General features: G+C 68.2%; 11 protein-coding genes. 8 read left to right on the forward strand and 3 right to left on the reverse strand.

Annotated features, from left to right (window positions below):
• Positions 1–2: 2 nt before the first annotated feature.
• From QTI33_RS34480 to QTI33_RS34495, 4 genes are read left to right on the forward strand one after another with little or no spacing between them, the layout of a single operon-like run.
• Positions 3–533, forward strand: a complete 531-nt coding sequence (locus QTI33_RS34480; protein WP_286511141.1) for an NUDIX hydrolase — start codon at positions 3–5, stop codon at positions 531–533.
• A 26-nt stretch (positions 534–559) separates the two neighbouring features.
• Positions 560–787, forward strand: coding sequence for a sulfurtransferase TusA family protein (locus QTI33_RS34485; protein ID WP_286511143.1), 228 nt, complete (start codon positions 560–562; stop codon positions 785–787).
• A 1-nt stretch (position 788) separates the two neighbouring features.
• Complete coding sequence (locus tag QTI33_RS34490) at positions 789–2,012, forward strand: glycosyltransferase family 61 protein (RefSeq protein ID WP_286511144.1); 1,224 nt, start codon at positions 789–791, stop codon at positions 2,010–2,012.
• The gene (locus QTI33_RS34495; RefSeq protein ID WP_286511146.1) at positions 2,009–3,019 is read left to right on the forward strand and encodes an SGNH/GDSL hydrolase family protein; all 1,011 of its coding nucleotides are present in this window, start codon (positions 2,009–2,011) and stop codon (positions 3,017–3,019) included. Before QTI33_RS34490 ends, QTI33_RS34495 begins: the two co-directional genes overlap by 4 nt.
• On the opposite strand, the gene galU is transcribed toward QTI33_RS34495, so the two are convergent.
• From galU to QTI33_RS34510, 3 genes are all read right to left on the reverse strand, one after another.
• Positions 3,000–3,890 carry a UTP--glucose-1-phosphate uridylyltransferase GalU gene (galU, locus tag QTI33_RS34500; RefSeq protein ID WP_286511148.1) on the reverse strand — a complete coding sequence of 297 codons (891 nt, stop codon included), beginning with the start codon at positions 3,888–3,890 and terminating at the stop codon, positions 3,000–3,002. The two genes, QTI33_RS34495 and galU, sit on opposite strands and share 20 nt — an antisense overlap.
• Positions 3,891–3,982: 92 nt before the next feature.
• Positions 3,983–6,853: a valine--tRNA ligase gene (locus QTI33_RS34505; protein WP_286511150.1), complete on the reverse strand. Its 2,871-nt coding sequence runs from the start codon at positions 6,851–6,853 to the stop codon at positions 3,983–3,985.
• An 84-nt stretch (positions 6,854–6,937) separates the two neighbouring features.
• Positions 6,938–7,915: an MBL fold metallo-hydrolase gene (locus QTI33_RS34510; protein ID WP_286511152.1), complete on the reverse strand. Its 978-nt coding sequence runs from the start codon at positions 7,913–7,915 to the stop codon at positions 6,938–6,940.
• A gap of 86 nt (positions 7,916–8,001) precedes the next feature.
• On the opposite strand from QTI33_RS34510, the gene yaaA reads away from it, so the two are divergent.
• The 4 genes from yaaA to queF are packed head-to-tail and all read left to right on the forward strand — an operon-like array spanning position 8,002 to position 11,426.
• On the forward strand, positions 8,002–8,811 hold the full coding sequence (gene yaaA / locus QTI33_RS34515) for a peroxide stress protein YaaA (protein WP_286511154.1): 810 nt from the start codon (positions 8,002–8,004) through the stop codon (positions 8,809–8,811).
• Positions 8,808–9,668 (forward strand): 2OG-Fe(II) oxygenase, encoded by an 861-nt coding sequence (locus QTI33_RS34520; RefSeq protein WP_286511155.1) that lies wholly within the window; start codon positions 8,808–8,810, stop codon positions 9,666–9,668. Before yaaA ends, QTI33_RS34520 begins: the two co-directional genes overlap by 4 nt.
• Before the next feature lie 10 nt (positions 9,669–9,678).
• Positions 9,679–10,572 carry an alpha/beta fold hydrolase gene (locus QTI33_RS34525; protein WP_286511157.1) on the forward strand — a complete coding sequence of 298 codons (894 nt, stop codon included), beginning with the start codon at positions 9,679–9,681 and terminating at the stop codon, positions 10,570–10,572.
• Positions 10,569–11,426 (forward strand): NADPH-dependent 7-cyano-7-deazaguanine reductase QueF, encoded by an 858-nt coding sequence (queF, locus tag QTI33_RS34530; protein WP_286511159.1) that lies wholly within the window; start codon positions 10,569–10,571, stop codon positions 11,424–11,426. Before QTI33_RS34525 ends, queF begins: the two co-directional genes overlap by 4 nt.
• Positions 11,427–11,704: the final 278 nt, after the last annotated feature.

An 11,704-nucleotide genomic window follows, 5' to 3' on the forward strand; every position in this document is an offset into this window, starting at 1 on the left:
CCATGCCCCATCCCAAGTTCTGCCCCGACTGCGCCACGCCGCTGGCCTCCATCGAACTCGCCGAGGACGGCGGCCCGAAGTCGCGCCTGCGCTGTCCGGCCTGCGGCTGGACCCACTGGAACAACCCGACACCGGTGCTGGCCGCCATCATCGAATACCGCGGCCAGGTGCTGCTGGCCCGCAACGCCGCCTGGGCCCACAAGGCCTATGCGCTGATCACCGGCTTCATGGAAGCCGGCGAAACGCCGCAGGAGGGCATCGCGCGCGAAATCAAGGAAGAGACGAACCTCGACGCGAGTGCGCTCGACCTGGTCGGGGTCTACGACTTCCAGCGCATGAACCAGGTCATCATCGTCTACCACGCCGTGGCCGACGGCGAGGTGTCGCTCTCGCCCGAGCTGGTGGACTACCGGCTCTACGACCTGCCCGACCTGCGCTGCTGGCCGGCCGGCACCGGCTACGGGCTGGCGGACTGGCTGCGCACCCGCGGGCACGAGCCCAAATTCATGGAATGGCCGCGGCCGTCCTCCTAGAATCGTCGCAGTTTCAAGGAACGGCCATGCAGATCCACAAAGAACTCGATACCCGCGGCCTCAACTGCCCCTTGCCCATCCTGAAGGCCAAGAAGTCGCTCAACGAGATGCACAGCGGCGAGCTGCTGAAGGTGGTGTCGACCGACGCCGGATCGGTGCGCGACTTCCAGGCCTTCGCCCGCCAGACGGGCAACGACCTGGTCGACCAGCAGACGGTCGGCGACGAGTTCATCCACGTGCTGCGGCGCCGCTGAGATGGGCGCCGCGGTCCTGCGTCAGGTCAAGGGCTCGGTCCGTGATCTGCTCCTCAAGGTCTTTCCGGGTGCCCGCGCGCAGGTGCATCGCCTGCGCAACCTGGCGGTCGATGCCAAGGTCGCCCTCTTGCCCGGAAAGTTCATCGGCCGCTACGTCCTGCCCGAGGAGGAAGCCGCCCGCGGGGGAGGGGTGCGCAACCTGCGCGTGCTGCTGCCGGCCGAGCGGGTCCGGATCGGCGCCGGCGACCAGGACCCGTTCACCCGGGTGGCCCAGTACTACAACGACGGCTGGTTCGACCGGCCCGACGTGTTCGTCTGCGAGATTCCCGACGCCAACGTCTTCGTGCGCAGCGGCATGGTCTGCACCCAGGACTTCAAGCTGATCGCCGACAAGGGCATGGAGCATCGGCGCTTCCTCTACCCGCCCTTTCGCCAGCGCCGGCCCGCCACGGTGCGGCGGGTCGAGGGGGCGTGGACCACCCTGGCCTACTGCAACTCCGAGAACTTCTGGCACTGGATGGTCGACTGCCTGCCCAAGGTCCGCTCGCTCGAGCTGGCGATGGCCGGCCAGCCGCTGACCGTCTGCATGCCGTCGACGGCGCTCGGCTTCCAGCGCTTCACGCTGGAAAGCGTCCTGCCGCCGAACTTCAAGCTGGTCTACCTGGACGCCGAAGCCGATCCGTGGATCCAGCCGGAGCGCTTCATCTGGGCGTCCATGGCCTCGGGCCTGTGCATGGGCGTGCTGCCGAAGGAATACTACGAGGCGATCCGGGCCCCGATCTTCCAGCGCCTCGGCCTGCCGGCCACCCACGAGAAGACCGAGCGGCTCTACATCAGCCGGCGCAACGCCGGTCATCGCCGGGTGCGCAACGAGGACGCGCTGGTCGAGCTGCTCGAGGGCTACGGCTTTCGCAGCGTCCAGCTCGAAAAGCTCCCGTTCGAAGAACAGGTGTCGCTGTTCCACCGGGCCGAGATCGTGTTCGGGCCGCACGGCGCCGGGCTCGGCACCATCTTCTTCTCGGGCGACATCGACCTCGTGGCCCTCTACTCGACCAGCGTGGCCGGCAACTACTTCCATTCGCTGGCCTGCGGGCTGGGCCAGCGCCACTTCTTCCTCTGCGGCAACGAGGCCCACGAAGACGACTGGTTCGATGCCGATCTGCCCGCGGTGCAGCGCCTGCTCGAGGACGAGGTGGGGCTCCGGCGCACGACGGTCGACGCATGACCGGACCGGCGCCTTCCGCAGCAGGCGCCATTTCCCTGGCGGTGCTGGGCGATTCAGGCGGCCATTCCTACCAGGACAGCCTCGTGTTCGTCGCGCCCCACGACCGCGGCGGCGCCTTTCGCCCGCTGACCTTCCAATGGACCGAGGTTCTCGCCCGCCTGCGCCCGGACGAAATCGATCTCGGGCCCTGGGTGCGCTGGGGCTCGCGCAACCGCGTCGCCCGGCTGCGCGAGTGCCTGGGCCTGAGCGGGCAGCGCGTGCCGAGGAAGGAAGACTACCTCTACAACTTCGCCGTCACGGGTGCCGCCTGCGAGCACCTGATGGGCAACCGGATCCGCCAGGCCCCCCGGCTGGTGGCGCTGATGAACCAGCAGCCCGAGCGCTGGCGCGGCGGTGTCGTCGTGATCCGGGTCGGCAGCAACGACTTCACGTCGCAGGTGGAGCTCGCGGCCAGGGACCCGTCCGCGCCGGCCCTGGGCGCCGTCACCGCGCACTGCGCGCGCGAGATCGCACGGGCGGTCGCGCTGATCCACGCCGCGCATCCGTCGGTGCGCATCGTGCTGGTCGGCGTGGCCGGCGAGGCGGACGATCCCCTCTATGTGGATCGATGGCAGAGCGCGGAGGAAACAGCGAACTTCAAGGCGTCGCTCGACCAGTTCAATGGCGCCATCCGCCGGCTCGCCGCGGGTGATTCCCGCATCGCCTTCGCCGACATCAGCGCATGGCTGGCGGCCCGCGTCGGCAGCCGCACGGCGGCCGGCAAGCCGGACTACAGGACGATCGCCATCGGGCCCCGCATCCGGGTGACGCACAGCGTAGGCGACGACCCGCGCAATTCGGTGCTGGCGGACGACCACAGCGGCGTGGCGATGAACGCGCTGTGGGCGCAGTCGCTGGTGCAGCAGTTGATCGACGACTTCGGCTTGCCGTTGACCCCGATCGGCGACGAGGAAGTCATTGGCTTCCTCGAGCCGCTGTTCGAGTCGGCTACAGCGCCAGGCTCTTGAGGTATTCGCGGAACGTCGCGCCGACTTCCGGATGGGCCAGGGCCAGTTCGACCGAGGCCTGCAGGAAGCCTTCCTTGCTGCCGCAGTCGTAGCGCGTGCCCTTGTAGGCGTAGGCGTGGACCGATTCCTTCTTCATGAGGGCGGCGATGCCGTCGGTCAGCTGGATCTCGCCGCCCGCGCCCTTGGGCTGGTTGCGGATCTCGGCGAAGACCCCGGGCGTGAGGATGTAGCGGCCGGCAACGCCCAGGCGCGAGGGCGCTTCTTCGGGCTTGGGCTTCTCGACCATGCGGTTGACCTTGACCAGGCCCTCCTCGACCGCCTCGCCGGCGACGATGCCGTAACGCTTGACATGCTCCAGCGGGACTTCCTGGACCGCCAGCAAGGAGCCGCCGAGCCGATCGAAGACCCGCGTCATCTGCGCCAGCACCGGCTCGCCGTTGTCCGGGCCGACCATCAGGTCATCGGCGAGCAGGACGGCGAAGGGTTCGTCGCCGACCAGGTGCTCGGCGCACAGCACCGCGTGGCCCAGGCCCAGCATGCGGGGCTGGCGCACGTAGGAGCAGGTCATGTCCTCGGGCATCACCGAACGGGCGATCTCGAGCAAGGCGGTCTTGCCGCTGGCCTCGAGCTGCGATTCGAGCTCGTAGGCGGTGTCGTAGTGGTCTTCGATGGCGCGCTTGTTGCGCCCGGTGACGAAGATCATGTCGCGGATGCCGGCGGCATACGCTTCCTCGACCGCGTACTGGATCAGCGGCTTGTCCACCACCGGCAGCATTTCCTTGGGTTGCGCCTTCGTGGCGGGCAGGAATCGGGTGCCAAAGCCTGCTACGGGAAACACGGCCTTGCGAATGCGGGTCGAGGATTGGGACATGGCTTTCGTCTGTTCAGGAGGGATGAAAGATGAAGAATTGGCGCCCGGGGGCGCCAACACGAATAGTAAGTGCTTCCACGGCGACCGGTCTGTCAGCCGAGGCGCACAAGCTGGTCGCGCAGCCGCTCCAGCGTGGCCGTGAAGTCGGTCAGTCGCTTGCGTTCCTGGTCGATCACGGCCGGCGGCGCCTTGGCGACGAAGGCTTCGTTGCCGAGTTTGCCATTCACCTTGGCGATCTCGCCCTCGATGCGAGCAAGTTCCTTGCCGATGCGCAACTTCTCGGCGGCCTTGTCGATTTCCATGTGCAGGCAGATGCGCACGTCGCCGACCACCGCCACCGGGGCCGCCTCGGCAGCGGCCGACCAGGCCGCGGCGTCGTCGAACACCTTCACTTCCTTGAGCTTGGCCAGCGCCTGCAGCACCGGCGCGGCGTCGCGCAGGAAGGCGCTGCTCGCGGCATCGTCGGCCACGGCATAGAGCGGCATCCGCGTGGCGGGCGAGACGCTCATCTCGCCGCGCAGGGTGCGGCAGGCGTCCACCAGCGACTTGAGCCGGGCCACGTGGGCCTCGGCGGCTTCGTCGATTTTCTCGGGCTGGCTCTTCGGATAGGCGGCGATCATCACGGATTCGCCCTCGCGGCCGGCCACCGGCGCGACCTTCTGCCAGAGTGCCTCGGTGATGAACGGGATCACCGGGTGCGCCAGGCGCAGCAGGGCCTCGAGCGTGCGGATCAGCGTGCGCCGGGTGGCGCGCTGCTGGGCCGCGTCGCCCTGCTGGATCTGGACCTTGGCGATCTCCAGGTACCAGTCGCAGAACTCGTCCCAGGCGAACTGGTAGATCGCGTTGGCGACGTTGTCGAGCCGGTACTCCTCGAAGCCCTTGGCCACCTCGGCCTCGACGCGCTGCAGCTTCGAGCTGATCCAGCGGTCGGCCTGGCTGAAGCGCAGGTAGCCGTGGGCCGGGCCGCCGACCGCGCATTCTTCCTTGGTGTGCTCGCGCAGACCGCAGTCCTGGCCTTCGCAGTTCATCAGCACGAAGCGGGTCGCGTTCCAGAGCTTGTTGCAGAAGTTGCGGTAGCCCTCGCAGCGCTTGGCGTCGAAGTTGATGCTGCGGCCGAGCGACGCCAGCGAGGCGAAGGTGAAGCGCAGCGCGTCGGCGCCGAAGGCCGGGATGCCGTCGGGGAATTCCTTTTGTGTGTTCTTGCGCACCGCGGGCGCGGTCTCGGGCTTGCGCAGGCCCTGGGTGCGCTTGTCGAGCAGTTCGGGCAGCGCGATGCCGTCGATCAGGTCGACCGGGTCGAGCACGTTGCCTTCGGACTTGCTCATCTTCTTGCCGTGCGAATCACGCACCAGGCCGTGGATGTAGACGTGCCTGAACGGCACCTTGCCCGTGAAGTGCTTGGTCATCATGATCATCCGGGCGACCCAGAAGAAGATGATGTCGTAGCCCGTGACCAGCACGGTCGATGGCAGGTAGAGGTCGAGTTCCGGCGTCTTCTCGGGCCAGCCCAGCGACGAGAACGGAATCAGCGCCGACGAATACCAGGTGTCGAGCACGTCCTCGTCGCGCGTGAGCGTCTTGCCGGGCGCCTGGGCCCGGGCCTCTTCCTCGCTGTGCGCCACGTAGACATTGCCTTCGGCGTCGTACCAGGCCGGGATCTGATGGCCCCACCAGAGCTGGCGCGAGATGGTCCAGTCCTGCATGTTTTCCATCCAGTGGTTGTAGGTGTTGACCCAGTTCTCGGGCACGAAGCTGACTTCGCCCGAACGCACGGCTTCGATCGCCTTCTGCGCGATCGACTGGCCGCTGGCGTCGGGCTTGGTCATGGCGACGAACCACTGGTCGGTGAGCATCGGCTCGACCACGGCGCCGGTGCGGGCGCAGCGCGGCACCATGAGCTTGTGCTTCTTGGTCTCGACCAGCAGGCCCAGCGCCTCGAGGTCGGCCACCACCGCCTTGCGCGCCACGAAGCGGTCGAGCCCGCGGTACTTCTCGGGCGCGTTGTCGTTGATGGTGGCGTCCAGGGTCAGCACGCAGAGGTTCTCGAGCTGGTGGCGCTGGCCCACCGCGTAGTCGTTCGGGTCGTGCGCCGGCGTGACCTTGACGACACCGGTGCCGAACTCCCGGTCGACATAGTCGTCGGCGATCACCGGGATCAGCCGGTCGGCCAGCGGCAGCCTGACGCGCTGGCCGATCAGGTGCTTGTAGCGCTCGTCCTCGGGATGGACCATGACGGCGGTGTCGCCGAGCATGGTCTCGGGCCGGGTGGTCGCGACCGTGAGCGTGCCCGAACTGTCTTCGAGCGGATAGGCGATGTGCCAGAGGAAGCCGTCTTCTTCCTCGCTTTCGACTTCGAGGTCGCTGACCGCCGTCTTCAGCACCGGGTCCCAGTTGACCAGCCGCTTGCCGCGGTAGATCAGGCCTTCTTCATAGAGCTGCACGAAGGTCTGCGTGACCACCTTCGACAGGTCCTCGTCCATCGTGAAGTACTCGCGGCTCCAGTCCACCGTGTCGCCCATGCGGCGCATCTGGTTGGTGATGGTGTTGCCGGACTGCTGCTTCCACTCCCAGACCCGGGCGACGAAGTTCTTGCGGCCGAGGTCGTGGCGGCTCAGCTTCTGCTCCTGCAGCTGGCGCTCGACCACGATCTGGGTCGCGATGCCCGCGTGGTCGGTGCCCGGCACCCACAGCGTGTTGGCGCCGGCCATGCGGTGGTAGCGCGCCAGGCTGTCCATGATGGTCTGGTTGAACGCGTGGCCCATGTGCAGCGTGCCGGTCACGTTCGGCGGCGGCAGCTGGATCGCGAACGCGGGCGCGCCTTCCTTCGGCTTCTGCGTGCCGCGGAAACCGGCGGCGGCATAGCCGCGGCGCTCCCATTCAGGCCCCCAATGCGCCTCGATGGCAACGGGTTCGAAGGATTTGGAAAGGCTCTCGAGGCCGGGTTGGGGCAGGGTGTCGCTCATGGCGTTGCAAAGACGAGCGGCATCCCGCAGGATGCCGCTGGTGGGGGTGAAGGTCAGGGGATTTTATTCGACTGCGCAGGCGCGTCACTGGGGCGGCGCGTAGTTCACCGGCAACCAGACGTAGCCCGCCCCCTGGGCCCGCAGGCGGCCGATACCCGGGAAGGCCAGGTGCGCCCCGGCCACCAGGTCGCCGTGTTGCGCCGCGTCGGCGAACGCCTTGCGCCGTTCCTTGGCGGCGGCCTTGGAGTCGGTGTCGAACTGGATCGTTACCGAGGGGTTCTCGAACTGCACGGCCGCCACGTGCATCAGGTCGCCCCAGAAGACGATCTTCCGGCCCTTGCTCTCGGCGATGAAGATGCTGTGGCCGGCCGTGTGCCCGCGGGCGGCCTGGGCCCGGATGCCGGGGACCAGTTCGGTGTCGCCGTCGAAGGGCTTGAACTTGCCGGCCGCGATGTAGGGGTTGAGAGACGCCATCGCGCCCTTGAAGAAGTCCTTGGCGTCGGCCGGCGCCCGGTCCATGTTGGCCTGGCTGAGCCAGAAGTCGGCATCGTGCCGGTCGGCGCGCACCGTGGCGTTCGGGAAGGCCGGCTTGTCGCCCGCCAGCAGGCCGCCGACGTGGTCTGGGTGCAGGTGGGTGATGTAGACCTCGTCCACCTGCTCGGGCTGGTAGCCGGCCGCCTTCAGGTTGGCCAGCAGCTTGCCCAGGGTGGGGCCGAACAGGCCGGCGGCACCGGTGTCCACCAGCACCAGTTTGCTGCCGGTGTTGATCAGGTAGGCGTTGACCGAAGTCTCCAGCGGGCTCTCCAGGTGGGAGCGGGCCAGGATCTTCTTCACCTGGGCCGGCGTGGTGCGGGTCAGCAGCTGGTCGACCGGCAGCGCGACCGTCCCGTCGGACAGGGCCGTGACCTGGAAATCGCCCACCATCAGCCGGTAGAAGCCTGGCGCCTGCTCCTTGGCGAGCGGCGCCGCGGCGTGGGCAGCGGGCGGATGCCAGAACGCGGTACCGGCGCAGGCGGCGACCAGCACGAATGCACCGGTTCGGAAGAGGCAGGCAAGCTTCATCTCGGGTCTCCAGCTGAATGGGTGGGGAATGCAGGCGCACTCTATACCGGGTCGCGCCGGTTGGCCCGGCGGTCGATAATTCGGCCATGCTGTTTCTGCTTTCCCCTGCCAAATCGCTCGACTACGACACCCCGGTGCCTGACACCGTGCCCGCCACGCAGGCGCGTTTCGAGGGCCCGAAGAGCCCCGCGGCCGAGCTGATCCGGATCCTGCGCGAAAAATCGCCGCAGCAGATCGCCGAACTCATGCACCTGTCGGACAAGCTGTCGGCGCTCAACGTGGCGCGCTACGCGGCCTGGGCGTCCAAGGGCAGCGCCAGGAACGCCAAGCAGGCCGCACTGGCCTTCGACGGCGACGTCTACGGCGGGCTCGACGCCAGATCCCTCGACGCCAGGCAGCTGGCCTGGGCGCAGGACCACGTCTGCATCCTGAGCGGACTCTACGGCGTGCTGCGCCCGCTCGACCTGCTGCAGCCCTACCGGCTGGAGATGGGCACCCAGCTCGCCAACCGCCACGGCAAGGACCTTTATGCCTTCTGGGGCCCGCGCATCGCCGAGCACCTGAACGAGCGGCTGGCGGCCGACCGCACGCCGGTGGTGATCAACCTCGCTTCCCAGGAGTATTTCAAGTCGGTCGACCAGCGCGTGCTCAAGGCCCGGGTGGTCGAGTGCATCTTCGAGGAATGGAAGGCCGGCACCGGCGCCAAGGCCGATCCGGGGCGCTACAAGATCATCAGCTTCTTCGCCAAGCGGGCGCGCGGCCTGATGGCGCGCTGGGCGGTGCTGCACAAGGCGGCCACGCCGCAGGCGCTGGAGCGTTTCGACCTCGAGGGCTATGCCTTCGAGCCCGCGGCGTCGAGGCCGGATCGGATGGTGTTCCGACGGGGGGCGGCATGAGCGCGGGCCAGGCGATCAGCCCCGAACTGCGCGAATGGCTCGTGGCGCAGCTCGCGGCTGGCCATTCGGTGCCCAGCCTGCGCGCCGCGATGCAGACCTCCGGCTGGCGCGACGACGCGATCGACCTCGCCCTCCAGGGCATCGAGGGGCAGGCCGTGGTCGTCCCGGCCGCCGAGCCCCCGCCGGCCGAACCGTCGACCGCCGGCCTGCCGGGCCCGGACCTGTCGAATTCTCCGCTGTACATCGACGCCGGCGACCGCCGCGTGCAGGTGCTCCAGACGATGCGCCATCCGCGCGTCATCGTGTTCGGGGACCTGCTGTCCGACGAGGAATGCGAGGGCCTGATCGCCGCCGCCCGCCAGCGCCTCGCGCGTTCGCTCACCGTCGAGACCCAGACCGGCGGCGAAGCCCTCAACGTCGACCGGACCAGCGACGGCATGTTCTTCGAGCGCGGCGAGAACGCCATCGTCACCCGGCTCGAGCAGCGCATCGCGGTGCTGCTGAAATGGCCGATCGAGTTCGGCGAGGGGCTGCAGGTGCTGCGCTATGCGCCGGGCGCCCAGTACCGCCCGCACTACGACTATTTCGATCCGGGCGAGCCCGGCACGCCGACCATCCTGCGCCGCGGCGGCCAGCGGGTGGCCACCCTGGTGATGTACCTGCAGGAACCCGGGCAGGGCGGCGGCACCACCTTCCCAGACGTCGGGCTCGAGGTCGCGCCCAAGCGCGGCACCGGTGTCTTCTTCAGCTACGACAAGCCCGACCCCACGACCCGCACCCTGCACGGCGGCGCGCCCGTGCTGTCGGGCGAGAAGTGGGTCGCGACCAAGTGGCTGCGCGAACGCGAATTCATCTGACACCCGCACCATGAAGATCAAAGCCAACGGGATCGAGATCGAGGTCGAGGACAGCGGCGGGGAGGGGCGGCCGGTGGCGCTGCTCGTCATGGGGCTCGGCATGCAGCTGATCGGCTGGCCCGACGATTTCGTCCAGGCCCTGGTCGACGCCGGCTACCGGGTCGTGCGCCACGACAACCGCGACATCGGCCTGAGCCAGGGCTTCGACGAAGCCGGTGCCGGCAACCTGCTGTGGCAGAGCGTGCGCCAGCGCATCGGCTTGCCGGTGCGCTCGGCCTACAGCCTGCAGGACATGGCCGATGATGCGCTGGGCGTGCTCGATGCACTGGGCATCGAACGGGCCCATGTGGTCGGCGCCTCGATGGGCGGCATGATCGCCCAGCGGCTGGCGGCCAGCGCGCCGCAGCGCACCGCCAGCCTGGTCAGCATCATGAGTTCGAGCGGCGCCCGCCAGCTGCCGGGCCCGCGGCCCGACGTCGCGGCCGCCCTGCTGCGCCGCCCGCCCAGCCGCACCGAGGCGGCGCTGGTGGCGCACAGCATGGGCATGGTGCGGCTGATCCAGAGCCCGGCCTATCCCCAGGACGACCAGGTGGTCGCCGAGCGCATCCGGCGCTACATGCACCGCGCCTACCGGCCGGCTGGCGTGGTGCGGCAGATGCTCGCGATCGTCGCCGACCGGGGCCGCGCCGAATTGCTGCCACGCATCGCCAGCCCGGCGCTGGTGCTGCACGGCGAAGCCGACACCCTGGTGCCGATCGCCTGCGGCCGGGATTCGGCGCAGCGCATTCCCGGCGCCCGTTTCGTCTCCATCCCCGGCATGGGCCACGACCTGCCGCCGCCGGTGGTCGAGATCCTGATGCAACACATTCTTCCCTTCCTGGCCCACGCCCAGAGTCGCCCATGAGCCTTGACAACACCCCGGAGCAGTCCCAGCTGGGCCGCGCTTCGGCCTATGCCGATCACTACGACGCCGGTCTCCTGTTCCCGATCCCGCGCGCCACCCAGCGCGACGCGATGGGCATCGCGAGCGACAAGCTGCCCTTCTTCGGCGCCGACCTCTGGACCGCCTTCGAGCTGAGCTGGCTCAATGCCCGCGGCAAGCCGCAACTGGCGATCGCGCATTTCACGATCCCCTGCGAAACGCCCAACATCATCGAGAGCAAGTCCTTCAAGCTCTATCTGAACAGTTTCAACAGCACGGTGTTCGCCGACGCGCAGGCCGTGCGGGAGCGCCTGCGCACCGATCTCGCCGAGGCCGTCTGGCGCGGCAGCGACCGAACGGCGGGCATCGGCGTCAAGCTGCTGGCGCCGGATGTCTTCGACCAGGAGCCCGTCCACGAGCTCGACGGCCTCGACCTCGACCGCCTGGACATCGAATGCACGCAATACCAGCCGGCGCCCGAACTGCTGTCCGCCGACCTGAGCCAGCCCCCGGTAACCGAGGCCCTGACCAGCCGCCTGCTCAAGAGCAACTGCCTGGTGACAGGCCAGCCGGACTGGGGCAGCGTGCAGATCCGCTACAACGGCCCGCCGATCGACCAGGCCGGACTGCTCGCCTATATAGTGAGCTTCCGCAACCACAACGAATTTCACGAGCCCTGCGCGGAGCGCATCTTCACGGACATCTGGCAGCGTTGCCAGCCCACCCAACTGGCGGTGTATGCGCGCTACACGCGGCGCGGCGGACTGGACATCAATCCGTTTCGCACCAGCTGGCCCCAGGCGCTGCCGGCCAACATCCGGATGGCCCGGCAGTAGGTCTGCGAAAAAATTGGAGAGGCAAGGGGAAACCCTCGAAACCCGTGCCATAATCGATGGCTCTGCTGAGGTGACTCGGTGCTGAGGGTCCCCCGGGAAGCTCAACCACTCTGAAACGATCGGTAGAGAAAAAAGGCCCTTCGGTCTTGATCTGGTTCTAAAAACTGTGTCATAATCGAAGGCTCCGCTCAAAACGACGGTGACGAAGCAGCTTCCGGGTTGCGAGTTGTTCGAAGTGAGCGGCGGGAAAGAAAAAGCCTCTCGAGGTTGACGAAGTT

This window comes from Variovorax davisae (genome assembly GCF_030316845.1).
Lineage (GTDB): Bacteria > Pseudomonadota > Gammaproteobacteria > Burkholderiales > Burkholderiaceae_C > Variovorax > Variovorax davisae.